Source organism: Neglectibacter timonensis (assembly GCF_900048895.1).
Taxonomy (GTDB): domain Bacteria; phylum Bacillota; class Clostridia; order Oscillospirales; family Acutalibacteraceae; genus Acutalibacter; species Acutalibacter timonensis.
The window spans coordinates 1,309,574-1,326,461 of sequence record NZ_LT160640.1 but is presented as its reverse complement, the minus strand read 5'-3'; the positions used below and the strand labels follow the sequence as shown (position 1 = coordinate 1,326,461).

The window sequence follows — 16,888 nt, the reverse complement described above, 5'->3', positions numbered from 1 at the left end:
GAAGGCAGGGCGGCCTTCCGGCTGCTTCGCAGGACGGAATAAAAAAGGGCCGCCGGTCAGGCGGCCTTGAGAAAGGAAAAGGAGCGGTATGATGCAGACAGTGGAAAAATGGGACATATTTGAAGTGTCCGCCAGCGGCCGCACAGAGGGAAATCCCTTTACAGATTATACGGTGAAAGGAATTTTCCGCGGGAAGAATGAGACGGTGGAGGCTGATGGTTTCTACGATGGAGAAGGCGTTTACAAGGTAAGGTTTATGCCTTCGTTTGAAGGGGAATATACCTACGAGATAAGCGGCAGTTTTTCTGAGGAAAAAACCACAGGCGCTTTCCTGGTAACGCCGCCTTCTCCGAAGAACCACGGCCCGGTGCGGGTGGCCAACACCTATCATTTTGCCTATGAGGATGGGACGCCCTATTACAGCGTGGGCACCACCTGCTATGTCTGGTCCCACCAGCCGGAAGAAATTCGCAAGCAGACCTTGGAAGAACTCTCCAAGGGATATTTCAACAAGATGAGATTCTGCGTGTTTCCCAAACATTATATCCACAATTTCCGCGATCCCGAAACCTTCCCCTATGAGGGTACGCCGGTGGACAATTCCGGACTGACGGAGGAAAATTTTTCCTACAATGTGGACTTCAGCGGGAACCACTGGGATTTCAAACGCTTTCATCCCGAGCATTTCCGACGGTTTGAAGCCTGCATTGCGGAGCTTCGGGACAGGGGGATTGAGGCGGACATCATTGTGATGCACCCCTATGACCGCTGGGGATTTTCCGCCATGAGCAGGGAAGAGGACGATCTTTACTGGAAGTATGTGGTGGCGAGATTTGCAGCTTACCGGAATGTGTGGTGGAGCCTTGCCAACGAATACGACCTGCTGCGTGCCAAAACGCTGGAGGACTGGGAGCGTTATGCGTCCATCCTTTGTGAGAAGGATCCCTACAACCATCTGCGCTCCGTGCATAACTGCATTGATTTCTATGACTATACCCGTCCCTGGATTACCCATTGCAGCATGCAGCGGCAGGACCTGTATCGCCATGTGGAATACACTGACGATTACCGCGTCCGGTACGGCAAACCTGTGGTGTGGGATGAGATTGCCTACGAGGGGAATATCGATCAGGGCTGGGGCAATATTTCGGGTCAGGAGCTGACCCGGCGGTTTTGGGAGGCCTCTCTCCGGGGCGGCTATGCAGGGCATGGGGAGACCTTTGTGAATCCAGAGGATGTGCTGTGGTGGAGCCATGGGGGGAAGCTGCACGGGGACAGCCCTGAAAGGATTCGTTTTCTGCATCAGATTCTCTGTGAAACCCCCGGCTTGGGCCTGAAGAGGGGGACAGGTTCCTTTGATGAAACCGTGGGTGTGCCGGAGGGCATGGCGCCTGACAGCGGCTATGAGATTCATTATTACGGTTTTGGCCGTCCCACCTTCCGGGAATTCAGAAAAGAGCCTGACGCAAGGTATCAGGCGGAAGTGATTGACACCTGGGGAATGACGGTGACGGACGCCGGAATTCACAGCGGTAAATTCCGTATTCCGCTGCCCGGCAGAGAGTATATGGCCATCCGTTTGCGCAGGCTGCCGGAGTGAAGGGTTCCGCAGCAGGGGAATATAATAAACCAGAAAGAGGGGACGCGCCAGTTTGACGCGTCCCCTCTTTCTGGTTTTTTCTGCAAGCTGTCAATCCCGCAGGATGACGCCGTTTCCATCGTATTGGCGAGGACCGTTGCCCGAAAGGATGAGGATACCTTCGATAAATCCCCAAACCCACATGGCAAAGGTAGCGACGCCGCAGGTGAGAAGCCCGCCTGCCAGGCTCACAATGAGCTGTACAACGGCCTTGGTGTTAAAGCCCAGGTAGAAGTTGTGAATGCCCAGGCTGCCGAAGATGATGCCGAGAAGGCCTGCCGCAAGCCGGCTCTTCTGGGCATAACCGGCAGGCGGTACATTGTACTGCTGGTAATAGGACGTTCCGTAGGACTGCTGGTATTGGGATGAACCGTAGGGCTGCTGCGGGGCTCCGTAAGAGCCGTTGTCATAGCCGCCGTAGGGGTTGGGGTCCGGATTGGTATACTGCGGCGCGCCGTACTGGGGTACGGAATCATAAGGGAAGGGGTTCTGGGGAGGCGTTTGCTGTCCGTTTCCGGCAGCGGCTTCCGGCGCTTTATCGGAGGCTTCAGCTTTTCCTGACGGCGCGGCCCCGGCTTCCGCATCGGCAATTACCTGCTCGGCCTGTGCGGCAACCTCTTCGGCACGAGCGGCGCTCTCTTCGAAATCCGGAGCCGGCGTAAAGGTGGGCTGCGGAATATCGTTCTGAGGATTGGGGTTGTTCTCAAATTCATTATTCATCATAGTATCTCCTTATTCCAGTGGTTTCCTGCGTCAATCCTTCAGAAAGACACCGTTTGCATCTGTGTTGATTCTGCCGTCGAGAATTTTTACGCCCTCCAGAATGCCCCAGATCCAAATGACAATGGCGCCGATCCCGCAGGTGAGCAGGGAGAGGAGCAGCTGCATCAATCCCCGGGAGGTGTTTCCCAGGTAGAAACTGTGGATGCCGTAGGTGCCCAGCAGGATCGCCAGCACCCCGGCGGCCGTGCGGCTCTTCTGCACGTAGCCCGGAGGGGGCTCCATGCCCGTCTGCGGCTGATACTGGGGAGGATTATACATGGGCTGCTGCCCGGAGTTCTGCTGGTACCCGTTCCCGTTATTATAATAGTCTGCCATTCAAGTGACACCTCTTTTGCTTTGTTGATTCTATCTTACACTATGGTTTTTTGGAAATCAATATGCGGAAAGTCAAAGTAAGAGAAAATTAAAGAAGGAAAGATTTTTATCGAGATATGTCAGGATTTTATCGGGTTTTACAGCATTTGCCTTAGTGCGGCGTTTTTTGAAGAAGGCCTTGATCCGGCCGGGGGAAAAGAAAGAATTGACGGGAGAAAAATAGTATACTATGATTAAGGCAGTTGCAGCGGAGAGCGTGAAACGAAGCCCCGTGGAATATCTTCAGCCGTGTCAACAGAGGATTCTTCCCACAGGCTTTCTTCCGCTCTTCCGGCGTCTGCAATTGTTTCCCGGCGTTTCCGGGAGAAGAGCAAAGGAAAGGGGAAAGCAGCTGTTCAGCTGCTTCCAAAAATGTGGGAACAGCGCGGAAGGCTGTTTTCCCCGAAGGACGTCCGCGCCGTGAGGCGCATGGAGGTCAGTGTGACGGAGGGATTGCTTTGTACGAAACGGAAGAAAAACAGGAGCGTGCGCTCCTTGTCTGTCTGGATACTGGAGAATATGACGCGGAGAGCTCTCTTGCGGAGCTTTCCGAACTTGTCAAAAGCGCAGGGGCTGATCCGGCGTTTACCCTGGCGCAGAAGCGGCCTGCGCCGGATACCGCAACCTGTGTGGGTTCCGGCATGGCCCAGGAAGTGGCTGAGCTGTGCAGAAAGGAAGAATTGGACCTGGTGATTTTTGACCGGGAACTCTCTCCCACCCAGATCCGGAACCTGGAAAAGCTGTGCAGCATCCGGGTGATCGACCGCACCATGCTCATACTTGATATCTTTGCCCTGCGGGCCCAGAGCAGGGAGGGGAAACTGCAGGTGGAACTCGCCCAGCTCAAATATCTGCTGCCCAGGCTCACGGGGCAGGGGACCGCTCTGTCCCGCCTTGGTGCGGGCATCGGGACGAGAGGTCCCGGCGAAACCAAGCTGGAAACGGACCGCCGGCATATCCGGAGGCGCATTAACAGCCTCCGGGAGCAGCTCAAAGGTGTGGAGGCGGCCCGGAGCGAAATCAACCGCCGCCGCAAGAAGGACGGCACAATCACCGTGGCATTGGTGGGATACACCAACGCGGGGAAGAGTACCCTGATGAACCAGCTGACACAGGCCGGCGTGCTGGCGGAGGATAAGCTTTTTGCCACGCTGGACCCCACGGCCAGGGCGCTGAAGCTGCCCTGCGGCAAGACTGTGATGCTGATCGACACGGTCGGCCTGCTGCGCCGCCTGCCCCACCACCTGGTGGAGGCGTTCAAATCCACGTTGGAGCAGGCCGCTACGGCGGATATCATCCTGAACGTGTGCGATGCCTCCAGCGAGGAGGCTGGGGAGCATCTGGCGGTGACCAACGAGCTGCTGCAGGAGCTGGGCAGCGCGGACCGGCCGGTCATCCCGGTGCTCAACAAATGGGATGCGGTGGAGGACAGGACGTTGGCTGTACGGGTACAAGGAGCGGTACGCATCAGCGCCCTTACGGGAGAGGGTGTGGAGGAACTGCTGAAGGCTGTAGAGGAAAACCTGCCGCAGAAAACCTTCGAGGTGGAGCTTTTGCTGCCTTTTGCCAAAAGCGGTCTGGCTGCCAGGCTGCGGGAAGAGGGAGCCGTCCTATCAGAGGAATATGTGGAAGAAGGCCTCAGGATAACAGCCAGGGTGGATGAACGCCTCTATGCCCCTGTGCAGGAATTTGACCAGAGAGAAAAAAGCGGCGTTTTGTAAGCGGCAGCTTTGAATAAGAAGCTGTGCAGTTCGGAACCGAAAGCAGAGACCGGAAGGGTTGTTTCCTTCCGGTTGATTTATATGCCTGAAAGTTAACTCGAAATCCCTTGAAGCCGGAAGGACAGGGGACTATAATCGGGAAGAAAAGCAAAAAGGGCCGTTTTCTTTGTTTGAGAGAAGGACCCGAGGAAAGAGGAGGATAACATGCTTTCCATCAATCATCTCACAAAGACCTATCCTGGAGGCAAAAGGGCGGTGGACGATCTGTCGCTCACGGTAGAGCCCGGCGAAATTTTGGGGTTCATCGGCCATAACGGCGCGGGGAAAACAACCACCCTCCGCTGTGTGGCGGGGATCATGGAGTTCGACGCCGGGGAAGTTTTGATAGACGGGAAATCCATTGAAAAGCAGCCGGTGGAGGCCAAGCGCAAAATGGCTTTTCTGCCGGATAATCCTGATATTTACGAGTTTATGACAGGCATCGCCTATCTGAACTTTATTGCCGATATCTACGGTCTTTCCAAGGCGCAACGGGAAGAGCGCATCGGGAAGTATGGGCAGGCCTTCGAGCTCACCGGTTCCCTGGGCAGCAGGGTTGGCAGCTACAGCCACGGCATGAAACAAAAGTTGGCCCTGATTTCCGCCTTTATCCGGGAACCCGCACTGCTCATTCTCGACGAACCTTTCGTGGGGTTGGATCCGGCCGCCGCCTTTACCATGAAGCAATTCCTCAAAGAGCTCTGCGAACAGGGCGGAAGCGTGTTTTTTTCCACCCATGTGCTGGAAGTGGCGGAAAAGCTCTGCGACCGCATCGCTATCATCCGCGGCGGCAGACTGATCGAAATCGGCCGTACAGAAGATGTGGTGGGCAATTCCGACCTGGAAAGCGTGTTTCTGGAGCTGGCCAAGGAAGGGGCTGGAGAATAACATGAAAATCATTGAGCCGAGCATATGGGAAAACTGCCCTGCTCTTCCTTTGGGCCGTGCCGGCGCCGCCCGGAAATGCGGCTTGGAACAGAAAAAAGGGGGGAATAGCCATGCGTGAAACTCTGGCGCTGATGCGCGTGAATCTGTTGGGAATGCTCACCTCCTTCAGCAACAACAAGCAGGGGAAAAAGAAGGCTTCCGGCGCGTTGATCGTATTGTTGATGGGCGGGCTGTCCGTCTATATCTCTGTGGTGTACAGCTTACTGTTGGCGCAGTCGCTGCAGCCTGTGGGCCTTTTGGAGCTGCTGCCCATACTCATGGCGGTGGTGGCCTGCGCCGCTTCTTTGATGTTTGCTTCTATGGGAGCCAGCGGCATCGTGTTTGGCGGCAGGGATATGGACTTGTTGTTTTCCCTGCCGGTATCTGCTTTTTCCGTCATGCTCTCCAAGTTGTTGGCTCTCTATTTGGAAAACCTGATTTTCAACGTGTTTCTGTTGATCCCGGCAGGAGTGATCTACCTGGTATACGGAGGGGGAGGCGGGGTTCTGTTCTGTATGGCCCTGATGATCTCCACCCTGTTCCTGTCTCTGCTTTCCACCCTGCTCTCCGCAGTGGTGGGCTTCTTCCTGGCGTTGATCCAAAGCCGTTCCCAGGGAAAGGCGCTGGTGACAAATCTGGTATATCTGGTGTTCCTGGCGTTGGTGTTTGTTGCAGCCTTTCAGATCAATCAGGCGGTGGGGGACATTGCGGCCCATCAGGGAGCAATCGAGGGAGCGCTGGGAAGCTGGCTGCTGCCTTTTGGCCTGCTGCGTCTGGGCCTTGCCGGAAGCCTGCCGGCTTATCTGGGTTTCGCGGCCATCACGCTGGTCCCTTTTCTTTTGGCGGTGTGGCTGTTCAGCCGTTTTTATACGGGAATCCTGACGAGGCTTCTAACACATTCCTCCCGTTCCGACTACCGTTTGGGTTCTCTTGCCGCAGGCAGCCAGTTTTCAGCGCTGCTGAAAAAGGAAGCCGGCCGTTTTTTCGGAACGCCCATCTATTTGTTTAATTTGGGGATCGGCGCCATGATGGCTCTGGCGGGCAGTATTTTTGCCGCGTTTCAGAGGGATGCGCTGCAGCTGATGCTGGCGCAGATTCCGGGAGTTCCGGCAGTTTTGCTGGTAGCGGCGGCACTTTCTTTCCTGTTTCTCATGACGGTGCCCGCCTGTGCATCCATCAGCCTGGAAGGGAAATATCTCTGGATTCTGAAGGAGGCGCCGATCCGCAGCAGTACGCTGTTTCTTGTGAAAGCTCTTCTCAACGCATTGCTGATCTGGGGACCGGCACTTTTGTGCCTGCCCCTGCTTTGGTACGGTTTTTCCCTCACACCCCAGGCTTTGCTGGCTCTTTTCTGCCTCTGCGCCTCGCTGGGGTGCTTTGTGCCCTGCTTCGGTCTCGCGGTCAACCTCCGGTTTCCCAAAATGGACGCTGTAAACGATACGCTGGTTGTCAAGCAGTCCGCCTCTACTATGATTGGCGTCTTCGCCAGTATGCTCATTCCTGCTGCAGCCGCGCTGGTTTATTGGAAATTGGGAACGTTTTTGGCTGCGGAGAGCTTTCTTCTCTGCTGCAGCGGCCTCTTTTTGGTGCTGGCCGCGGTACTCTGGCATTGGGTTTTGAAAAAGGGACCGGGTATTTTGAAAGAGCTGTGATCGCTCTGCTTAATTAATTTTTTAACAGGCCTTTTTTGCTTGAATTACCTATGCAGAATTGCTATAATGAATTTGATGATAAATATATGACATGTGCAATCTGTCAATGCTTTGTCAATCTTTTCAGAACATTTCAAGAAGGAGGTCTGTCTTATGCCAGAAAAGAAGGAACCTTTGCTGTTGCTCGATAACAGCACCATGTATGTGGTGGGGGCCGGAGACTATCATTCCACCAATCTCAGCTTTGAAGAGGCCAAGGCTATCATCGATATGTATGAAACCGAGGATATTCTCCGCTGCTTTACAGATCGGTCCATTGAGGATGTTCTGCATGAATACGTGGGGATAGAGCGGCGGGATTTCGCCTATAAGCCGGTAAGGAAGATGCGTGTCGGTCAGGATGCCATTGCCATTAAGCTGTATGTCACAAAGTCGGAAACCCAACCCGAAGTAGAGACTGAGGATGGGGTTGCGGCAAAAAAAATTCAGAATATCTATGTGTATTGTCAGTACATTACCAGGGTTTCCTGAGAAAAGAGAAGAAAACTGGGCTGCCGTATCAGAAGGTTACGGCAGAACCTGGTGACAAGAAAAGCGTTCCAACAGAAAATGCCCTTGAATGCGGCCTGCTTCGGCCAAATTCAGGGGCATTTTTATACGGCTGCTTCAGGCGCCAGCCACAGATTCTCTGCTTCTGCGGAAAGGTTAAAATTTTTTCAGCGCCTGCTCTACACATCGCAGCAGCGCTTCACAGTCCGCGGCGTTGGGATGATCTGCTGCGCGGTCAAAGTTTTCCAGCAGCTGGCGCACCTTGCTGTCGCCAGGATTTTGACGCAGCAGTTCCTCGTAACGCCTGCGTACCGGAGCCGGCATTTTACCCTGGCACAGAAAAGCACCCAGAATCCGGTTGGAAGGGTCTATTAGCTCTTTCACCTGAGTCAGGATGGCCTCATAATAGGAATCATTGCCGCTGAAGCCCGCAGTGCCGAACAGAAAAATCCGCTTGTTGTGCACGGCGTTAAGAAAAAGAGAAGTGTCGCTGTCGCAGGCGCCCTTATCAGTCCAGAAGCCGATAAAGAGCAGGGAGGATTTCAAAGCCCTGCGTTCTGCAGGACCGAAATATTCACAGCTTTCCTGAGGCAGCGCTTCCCGGATTGCCCGGGCCAGAAATTCAGTGTTTCCAGTACGGCTGCTGTAGACAATGGAATACTTGTAGGCTTTCATCTAACACACCTCCGGTTATGGGCTTTCACTACTCAACTGCGGGAAGCACCCGCTTTCCTCCAGAAGAGCCGCTAGGGCCAGACGCGCCTGTGTTTTTGTTTTTTCCGGTACATTGCCAAACCGTTCCCGGTCCCACTGCAGAAAAAGATTATAGCAGCGGTGAAAGGTTTTTTCTCCCTGGGGCGTCAGCCACAGCCGGCGTACGCGCCGGTCCAGGGCAGAAGCGTCCCGGCGCACAAATCCTCCCTCAATCATCCTGTTGACACATCGTGTCGTATGTCCATTATCGCTTCCCAGGTAGGCGGAAACCTCCCCGTGTGTACAGCCCGGATGTTTTCCAATATAAAGCAGAAAAAAGAGCAGACCCTTGGACAGCCCGGATTCCTGCAGGATGCTTTCACAGAAGTCGGAAAAATCCCTGTATAGTACGGTTACGGCAAGAGATAGCGTTTTTTTCATTTGTTTTTCTCAATCTCCCTATTTTTCTATACTTATTCTACAATGATTTCTTGACTTTGTCAAATAATCGAACTATAGTGGACATAAGAAAAAAGGCTCTAGCGTCGTGTTTGGAGCCGCCGCGGTTTGAATGTTCAGAAAGGAAGGGCAGCTGCTATGATGAAATTGCTGGAACCGATCAAAATTAAAAATGTCACGTTTCCAAACCGTATTATGTTCCCGCCTCTGACTACCGGCTATGAGGAGAGGGACGGTTCTATCGGGGAGCAGAGCTTTCACTTTTATAAGCGCCTGGCGGAGGGCGGGACCGGTTATATTGTCTTGGGGGATGTGGCGCCCATCAGCACCTTCTCCCCAACGCCCCGCCTGTTTGACGACCGGCAGATTCCAGGTTTCCAAAGGCTCGCAGAGGCGGTGCACAGCTTTGGCGCCCGTCTGGCTATCCAGCTTTTTTATCCTGAATATGACGTTCCGGGTTTGACGAAGCTTTTTCAGAAGGGGAATATGGAGGAAGCCAGAAAGAAGCTGCACTATGACATGACTCACTTTATCGACGAGGTGTCGGAGAGCCAGCTTGGAGAGGTGCTGAAAAGCTATGCCGCCTGTGCCAAAAGGGCGGAAAAAGCAGGCGTGGACGTCATTGAAATCCACGGGGACCGGCTGGTGGGGGCGCTGTGCTCCAAAGTGCTCAATCACCGTGCGGACGCCTACGGAGGCTCCTTCGGGAACCGCATCCGTTTTGCCCTGCAGGTGGTGGAAACCCTGCGGGAAGCAGTCCCGGGGCTGCTGCTGGAGTACAAGCTGCCCGTGATCTCTGTGAATCCGCTGACGGCGGAACGGGTAGGCAAGGGGGGATTGGAACCGGAGGAGGCGGTGGAGCTTGCCAGGCGTCTGGAACAGGCGGGCGTAGACTTTTTCCATGTGGCCCAGGCAAACCACACGGGGAATATGGGCGATACCATCCCGCCGATGGGCGCCGAACCCTACGGCTTTTTTGAACCCTACTCCAGGGCGGTCAAAGAGGCGGTGAGCGTACCGGTCTCCACGGTGGGACGCATCGTCTCGCCGGAATATGCGGAAGCTATGCTGGAAAACGGCTGCTGCGATATGGTGGGGTTGGGCCGTCCGCTGCTGTGCGATCCGGATTGGGGGGAAAAGCTGCAGGAGGGCGTACCGGAACGCATCCGCCAGTGTATCATGTGCAACAAGGGCTGTACTGACGCCGTTCAGCAGCGCAGGTTTATCAGCTGTGTGCTCAATGCAGAAAATGGATATGAGGCGAAAAAAAGGCTGGAGCCTGCCGCGGCCAGGAAACGCGTGGCGGTGGTGGGCGGAGGTCCGGCAGGACTGGAAGCTGCCAGGGTGGCAGCCCTGCGGGGGCATCGTGTCACGCTCTTTGAAAGGGAATTGTGTCTGGGTGGGCAGCTGGGCATTGCCAGCGAACCTCCCCGGAAGCATGAAGTGATGCGGGCCGGAGATTTCCTTATGCAGGAGGCGCAGAGGCTGGGGGTGGAATTCTTCCTGGGCAGGGTTCCCACTCAGGAGGAGTTGATTGAACTCGAACCGGATTGTGTGATTGTGGCGGTGGGAGCGCATAACCGTTTGATCCCTGTGGAGGGAGCGCAGCTTCCTCATGTGTTGGACGCTTGGAAGGTGCTTTCCGGCCGGCAGATGTGCGGCGGTGAGGTCATCGTAATAGGAGGCGGCTTGGTAGGCGTGGAGACGGCGGAACTGCTGGCGTCCCGTGGATGCAACATCACAATCGTGGAGATGCTGGACGCCATTGCAAAGGAGGAATCGGATACGGTACGCCCCATCCTGCTAAGGGAGCTGGAGCTGGCAGGCGTCAGGCTGCTGACAGGCCATAAGCTCAGCCGGATCACCTCCCGTTCAGTGATCTGCACGGTGGAGGATGGAACAGAAAAGGAGCTTCCCTGCAGTTTTGTTGTCATGGCGGCGGGCGCCAGTCCGGAAGCCTTTGCTTCAGAGCAGCTGGAAGCGTCCGGAATTTCCGTGATCCGGGTGGGAGACTGCGCAGGAAGCCCGGCCGATCTCTGCCAGGCCGTTCACAGCGCCTACGACGCGGCAAGCGTCATATAAGGGGGAGCGGCTAAGCCAATTGGATAAAAAACCGTTTCTCCTGAAGCCTCAACGGTTTTTTAGTGGGAAGCCAATACAAGAGAACTGTTCCGGGAAGCATGCAAGTAGATGTTCAGGAGGGACGCCGCAAAAGGGGGATTTTGCGGCGCCCCTTTCTTTCTGTGCAGGCGAGACAGCTCAACTCCGGATGAATGCGGCGGCTCCTTTGGCGGAATAACGGCGCTGAAAAATACTTCGGCTGAGGCGCAACCATCATAAAAAACACAGAGGCAGCCTGCGGGCAGCGAATGCTCCGGGAGTAGGAGCTTTGATACAAGCTTCTTTTTCAGTTCTGTAAGATATCGCAAGCTTTTCGTAAGGAACTTTTGAGGAAAATTTGATATTCTTCCCCTATATTATAGGAAACGTTGTAAAAACCCGCGCCGGGCCATCCGGCATGATTCGCTCGGCGGTTACTGACAATACAGGAAGTCAGGGGTGCAGTTGTACTTGACGGCCCACGGGAGGCTTCCCACTGCCAGGGAATTTTGGAAAACAGGAAAAGGGAGAGAATACGGCATGAAAAGAGACAAAAAGAAAAGGATCGCGGCGGTAGCCAGTCTGGCGGTGTTTTTGATTTTTACCGGCGCCATATGCTGGTTTGTGGGAAAACCGATGGTGGAATTTGTATCCGAGCCGGAGAAATTCCGCGCCTGGGTAGACGCCAGCGGGGCCTGGGGCAGGCTGGCGTTCATAGGCATGATGGCGTTTCAAATCGTGGTGGCGTTCATTCCCGGAGAGCCTCTGGAAATCGGCGCGGGCTATGCCTTTGGCGCGGTGGAGGGTACGGGCCTCTGCCTTCTGGGGGCGCTGCTGGGTAGCGTCACCGTGTTTCTGTTCGTCAAAAAATTCGGCATGCGCTTTGTCGCCCTGTTCGTGTCCGAGGAAAAGATACGTTCCCTGAAATTCCTGCAAAATGAAAAACGGCTGAATCTGATTGCCTATATCCTGTTTCTGATTCCAGGAACGCCCAAGGATGTAATGACCTATATTGTGGGGCTTACACCGATGAAGCTTTCCTTCTGGATTTTTATCACCCTCACGGCGAGAATTCCTTCGGTAATCACCTCCACTATCGGCGGGGACGCCTTGGGCACCCAGAATTACCTCTTTGCCGTTATCGTGTTTGCCGCTACCGCCGTTCTGAGCGGTCTGGGAATTCTGCTGTACCGCTGCTATATGAAAAAGCGGGAAGAAAGGGACAGGCGGGAAAAAGCGGAAAAAATCCCTCAGGCGAAAAGAATATCCCTCTGCAGGCAGACAGAGAACCCGGTTGCATAATCATATGCATAAGGTGCATAAAACGGCTTTTTCTTCCTGTGAATATGCATGCTTACAAAGCGAAAAAGGGTGATATACAACAAAAAACAGTGGCACGGCGCGGAAAATTCCGCGCCGTTTTCCGTTTTTTGAATTGATATGAATAATTATACAATTTACTCTTGATTTTTCCAGAAACGGGTGTATAATAGCAATTGTTTGGGAAGCGCTGAATGAATCCGGCGCGATTTGTTCAGCGGTTATTTTACTGAGGAACAATCAGAATTGAAGGAAAGCATCCACTGAAAATAATCTGCAAAGAGAGGGCGTTACTTATGGCAAACGAAATCAAAAAGGTAGTATTGGCATATTCCGGCGGTCTGGATACCTCGATCATTATCCCCTGGCTGAAGGAAAATTACAACAACTGCGAGGTGATCGCCGTTTCGGGCGACGTCGGCCAGGGCACCGAGCTGGACGGGCTGGAGGAGAAGGCGAAGAAAACCGGAGCTTCCAAGCTCTATGTGCTGGATCTGAAGGAAGAGTTCATAACCGATTATGTGTATCCCACCGTCAAGGCGGGCGCCGTATATGAAAATAAATATTTGCTGGGCACCTCCTTCGCCCGGCCCATCATTGCCAAGGGAATTGTGGAAATCGCCAAGAAAGAAGGGGCGGACGCCATCTGCCACGGCTGCACCGGAAAGGGCAACGACCAGGTGCGGTTCGAGCTTGCCATCAAGGCCTACGCGCCCGACTTGAAAATTATCGCCCCCTGGCGAATCTGGGATCTGAAATCCAGAGAAGAGGAAATTGAATATGCGGAGGCCCACAACATCCCGCTGAAAATCAACCGGGAGACCAACTATTCCAAGGATAAGAACCTGTGGCATCTTTCTCATGAGGGCCTGGACCTGGAGAACCCCGCCAATGAGCCTCAGTATAATAAGCCTGGATTCCTGGAGATGGGCGTTTCTCCGGAACAGGCTCCCGATGAGCCCACCTATATCACCCTGCATTTTGAAAAGGGTGTGCCTACACAGCTCGATGGCAAAACCCTTTCAGGCACGGAAATGGTGACTGCGCTCAACGAGCTGGGCGGCAAAAACGGCATTGGTTTGGCCGATATTGTGGAGAACAGGCTGGTGGGCATGAAGTCCCGCGGTGTGTACGAAACTCCCGGCGGCGCCATCCTGTATCATGCCCACAATAAGCTGGAGGAAATCTGCCTTGACAGGGACACCTTCCACTACAAGCAGCAGGTAGCTTTGAAGTTTGCAGAGCTGGTCTATTTCGGCCAGTGGTATACTCCCCTGCGGCAGGCTCTCTCAGCTTTTGTGGATTCCACACAGGAAACCGTGACCGGCGATGTAAAGCTTAAGCTCTACAAGGGAAATATTATCGACGCCGGCGTCACTTCTCCCTATTCCCTGTATGACGAAGAAATCGCCACCTTTGACGAGGACGAGGTATACGACCAGAACGATTCCGCCGGTTTTATCAACCTCTTTGGCCTGCCTATCAAGGTACAGGCGAAGAAGGGGCTGACCTACGATAAATAATTGAGGGCGATCAAGTTGGATGGGGTGGACGGCAGGCTGTCTGCCCTTTCCCTGTTGGAGGGCGGAACGTGGAACGGGTGGATATTTACGATCAGGACGGCAACCGCACCGGCAAAGTGATTGCCAGAGGCGAGGCTTTGCAGGAAGGCGAATACCTTTTGACGGTGGGTATCTGGATTGTGGACAGGGACGACCGGATTTTTCTCACCAAGCGAAGCATGGAAAAAAGCTTTGCCCCCGGAAAATGGGAGAATACTTCCGGCCATGTACAAGCAGGAGAAGACTGTGTGCATGCCATTCTGCGGGAACTTTGGGAGGAGACAGGCATTGAAGCCGGAGAAGGCCAGCTCACCCTGTTGGGCAGCGCCTGTTCCGCCCCCTATTTGGGCAGGAACTACGGCGTGCATCTGAACGTGGCATTGGAGGATGTGAAATTCCAGGAAGGGGAAACCTGTGAGGCCAAGTGGGTGGATTTCCCGGAATTTGTACGGATGGCCAAAGCGGGGGAACTCTCCCCGTCCCTGCTGTCCCATCTGCCGGGCTACAGGGAAAATTTTTTAAAATTTATCGGGCAGCCGGACAGCGCCCTGCTTTGAAAGGAAGATACGGCAATGAAGCTTTGGAAAGGCCGCTTCCAGAAGGAAGCCGATCCCAAAACAAATGATTTCAATTCCAGCATTTCGATTGACAGCCGCATGTACCGAGAGGATATCGAGGGCAGCATCGCTCATGCCTCCATGCTGGGGGAGTGTGGGATCATCGAGCAGAGTGAGAGTGAGAAAATTTGTGCCGGACTCCGGCAGATCCGGGAAGAGCTGGAAAGCGGCGCGCTCACCATCGATCCGGACGCCGAGGATATCCACACCTTTATCGAGGGGGAACTGACCGCCAGAATCGGGGATGCGGGCAAACGCCTGCATACGGCGCGCAGCCGGAACGATCAGGTGGCGCTGGACGTACGCCTTACCCTGCGCGGCGAATGTGCCGGGCTGAAGGAACAGCTGAAGTCCCTGATCCGGGTCCTGTGCGGAAAGGCCGAGCAGTACAGCGAAGCAGTGATGCCGGGGTACACCCATCTGCAGCGGGCCCAGCCCACCACCTTTGGGCACCACATGATGGCCTATGCGGAAATGCTGCTGCGGGATTTGTCCCGGTTTGACGACGCCCTCGCCCGCATGGATGTGATGCCGCTGGGCAGCGGGGCCCTGGCAGGAACAACTTACCCGCTGGACCGGGAACTGACGGCAAAGCTGCTGGGCTTTTCCAAGGTGAGCCAGAACAGCCTGGACGGCGTGTCCGACCGGGACTTCTGCGCAGAAATCGCCTTTGCCGTGTCCATGGCTATGGTGCATCTCTCCCGGCTCTGTGAGGAGCTGGTGCTGTGGTGCTCCTGGGAATACAAATTTATCGAGCTGGACGACGCTTTCTCTACCGGCTCCAGCATCATGCCGCAGAAAAAGAACCCTGACATTGCGGAGTTAATCCGCGGCAAGAGCGGCAGGGTATTCGGTGATCTGATGGGCCTGCTCACCATGATGAAGGGACTGCCACTGGCATACAACAAGGATATGCAGGAGGATAAGGAGGCGGTGTTCGACGCGGTGGATACCCTGAAGCTCTGCCTCACACCCCTGATTCCCATGCTTCAGACCATGACGGTGCTGGAGGATACTATGCGAAACGCCGCAGCACGGGGCTTTATCAACGCCACGGACTGCGCGGACTATCTGGTGGCGGAAAAAGGGCTGCCCTTCCGGGATGCCTATAAAATCACCGGGGAGCTGGTCGCGCTGTGCATTGCGAAAGGCCTGACCCTGGAGACGCTTCCGCTGGAGGAGTACCAGAAGATATGCGATAGCTTTGACGAGGGCGTGTATCAGGCGATCTCTCTGGAAAAATGTGTGGGCGGCCGCAGGGTTCTGGGCGGCCCGGCTCCGGAAAATGTCAGGTTCCAGGCCCGCAGGGTGCTGGAACTGGTGGGAAAGGAATGAGCCTGTATGGAAAAGATAAAAGTGGGTGTCGTAGGCGCTACGGGTTATGCGGGCAGTGAGATCTGCCGGCTGATTTTAGGCCATCCTCAGGCAGAGCTTAAGGCAATCAGCTCTGTGAGCTTTGAGGGGATGGAGCTTTCTAAGGTATATCCTGCCTATTACCAACTCTGCGATATGGTCTGCGGTACGGAAGATGAAGCGGTAGAGAAGAGCGATGTGATTTTTGCCGCCCTGCCCCACGGCCTTTCCCAGGAGCTTGCCGCCCGGTGCGACCGTGAGGGGAAAACCTTTATCGACATGGGGGCGGATTTCCGCCTGCAGAGCGAGGATATTTATAAAGAGTGGTACGGCGGGGAGTACACGGATAAGGCCCTGCATGAAAAGGCGGTGTATGGCCTACCGGAATTTTTCCGGGAAGAGATCAGGGGGAAAAAGCTGATTGCAAATCCGGGCTGCTATACCACGGCAGTGCCTATGGCCCTGGTGCCAGCGCTGAAAAACGGTTTGATCGAAACCGCCGGCATCATTGCGGACTGCAAGTCCGGCGTAACGGGAGCAGGCCGGAAACCTGTACAATCGAACCATTATCCGGAGCTCAACGAGAGCTTTACCGCTTACAAGGTGGCAAACCACCGCCACACGCCGGAAATCGAACAGACCCTTTCCCGGATCTCCGGAGAAGCGATGAAGATCACATTCGTGCCTCATCTGCTGCCCATTAACCGGGGAATTCTGGCAACCTGCTATGCAAGGCTGAAGCCCGGTGTGACGGAGGAACAGATCTGGGACGCCTACCGAACCCAGTATGAAGAAGAGTTTTTTGTTCGCCTGCTGCCGAAGGGCCAGGCGGCCAATGTGAAAAATGTGCATTACACCAATTTCTGTGATGTGTCATTGTTTACTGATCCCCGCACCGGCACCTTTGTGGCGATTTCCGCCATCGACAATATGGGGAAGGGCGCTGCGGGCCAGGCGGTTCAGAACATGAACCTGTCCTTTGGGCTGGAGGAAACCATGGGCTTGAAGCTGGTGCCGCCCGCTTTTTGAGTGCGGCTTGAAAATCGGAGCGTGCAAGAAGATTCCCGCGTTTTTGTGGAAAGAATTTTTGCGGTCCTTGCCATCCCAGCGGCGGTGTTAT

15 protein-coding genes are annotated in these 16,888 nt (G+C 54.7%); 11 read left to right on the top strand and 4 right to left on the bottom strand.

Annotated features, from left to right (window positions below; translation table 11 throughout):
* Positions 1-88: 88 nt before the first annotated feature.
* Positions 89-1,600 carry a DUF5605 domain-containing protein gene (locus tag BN3911_RS15220; protein WP_147578629.1) on the top strand — a complete coding sequence of 504 codons (1,512 nt, stop codon included), beginning with the start codon at positions 89-91 and terminating at the stop codon, positions 1,598-1,600.
* Positions 1,601-1,690: 90 nt separating this feature from the next.
* Here BN3911_RS15220 and BN3911_RS15215 read toward each other — a convergent pair whose 3' ends face one another.
* Entirely contained in the window at positions 1,691-2,362 is a 672-nt protein-coding gene (locus tag BN3911_RS15215) for a TM2 domain-containing protein (RefSeq protein ID WP_082942316.1), read from the bottom strand.
* A gap of 30 nt (positions 2,363-2,392) precedes the next feature.
* On the bottom strand, positions 2,393-2,737 hold the full coding sequence (locus BN3911_RS15210; protein WP_242871141.1) for a TM2 domain-containing protein: 345 nt from the start codon (positions 2,735-2,737) through the stop codon (positions 2,393-2,395).
* A gap of 491 nt (positions 2,738-3,228) precedes the next feature.
* On the opposite strand from BN3911_RS15210, the gene hflX reads away from it, so the two are divergent.
* The 4 genes from hflX (at position 3,229) to BN3911_RS15190 (ending at position 7,646) form a co-directional block, all read left to right on the top strand.
* A complete protein-coding gene (hflX, locus tag BN3911_RS15205) occupies positions 3,229-4,497 on the top strand; it encodes a GTPase HflX (protein ID WP_066868025.1) in 1,269 nt (422 codons plus the stop codon).
* Between the two features lie 204 nt (positions 4,498-4,701).
* Complete coding sequence (locus tag BN3911_RS15200) at positions 4,702-5,424, top strand: ABC transporter ATP-binding protein (RefSeq protein WP_066867100.1); 723 nt, start codon at positions 4,702-4,704, stop codon at positions 5,422-5,424.
* Between the two features lie 110 nt (positions 5,425-5,534).
* Positions 5,535-7,115 (top strand): hypothetical protein, encoded by a 1,581-nt coding sequence (locus BN3911_RS15195; RefSeq protein WP_066867098.1) that lies wholly within the window; start codon positions 5,535-5,537, stop codon positions 7,113-7,115.
* A gap of 153 nt (positions 7,116-7,268) precedes the next feature.
* The gene (locus BN3911_RS15190; protein WP_066867096.1) at positions 7,269-7,646 is read left to right on the top strand and encodes a hypothetical protein; all 378 of its coding nucleotides are present in this window, start codon (positions 7,269-7,271) and stop codon (positions 7,644-7,646) included.
* Positions 7,647-7,820: 174 nt separating this feature from the next.
* Here BN3911_RS15190 and bilS read toward each other — a convergent pair whose 3' ends face one another.
* Together bilS and bilQ are read right to left on the bottom strand one after the other, a co-directional pair.
* Positions 7,821-8,339, bottom strand: a complete 519-nt coding sequence (bilS, locus tag BN3911_RS15185; RefSeq protein WP_066867094.1) for a flavodoxin family protein BilS — start codon at positions 8,337-8,339, stop codon at positions 7,821-7,823.
* A 15-nt stretch (positions 8,340-8,354) separates the two neighbouring features.
* Positions 8,355-8,798, bottom strand: a complete 444-nt coding sequence (bilQ, locus tag BN3911_RS15180; RefSeq protein ID WP_066867093.1) for a bilirubin utilization transcriptional regulator BilQ — start codon at positions 8,796-8,798, stop codon at positions 8,355-8,357.
* 156 nt (positions 8,799-8,954) lie between these two features.
* On the opposite strand from bilQ, the gene bilR reads away from it, so the two are divergent.
* The 6 genes from bilR to argC all read left to right on the top strand — a co-directional run bounded on the left by bilR (position 8,955) and on the right by argC (position 16,797).
* Complete coding sequence (bilR, locus tag BN3911_RS15175; protein WP_341441290.1) at positions 8,955-10,898, top strand: bilirubin reductase, long form; 1,944 nt, start codon at positions 8,955-8,957, stop codon at positions 10,896-10,898.
* 558 nt (positions 10,899-11,456) lie between these two features.
* A complete protein-coding gene (locus BN3911_RS15165; protein WP_066867089.1) occupies positions 11,457-12,218 on the top strand; it encodes a TVP38/TMEM64 family protein in 762 nt (253 codons plus the stop codon).
* Positions 12,219-12,532: 314 nt separating this feature from the next.
* Complete coding sequence (locus BN3911_RS15160) at positions 12,533-13,759, top strand: argininosuccinate synthase (RefSeq protein ID WP_066867087.1); 1,227 nt, start codon at positions 12,533-12,535, stop codon at positions 13,757-13,759.
* Positions 13,760-13,827: 68 nt separating this feature from the next.
* On the top strand, positions 13,828-14,355 hold the full coding sequence (locus BN3911_RS15155; RefSeq protein ID WP_066867085.1) for an NUDIX hydrolase: 528 nt from the start codon (positions 13,828-13,830) through the stop codon (positions 14,353-14,355).
* A gap of 15 nt (positions 14,356-14,370) precedes the next feature.
* A complete protein-coding gene (argH, locus tag BN3911_RS15150; protein WP_066867083.1) occupies positions 14,371-15,750 on the top strand; it encodes an argininosuccinate lyase in 1,380 nt (459 codons plus the stop codon).
* A 6-nt stretch (positions 15,751-15,756) separates the two neighbouring features.
* The gene (gene argC / locus BN3911_RS15145; RefSeq protein WP_066867081.1) at positions 15,757-16,797 is read left to right on the top strand and encodes an N-acetyl-gamma-glutamyl-phosphate reductase; all 1,041 of its coding nucleotides are present in this window, start codon (positions 15,757-15,759) and stop codon (positions 16,795-16,797) included.
* The last annotated feature ends 91 nt before the right edge of the window (positions 16,798-16,888 follow it).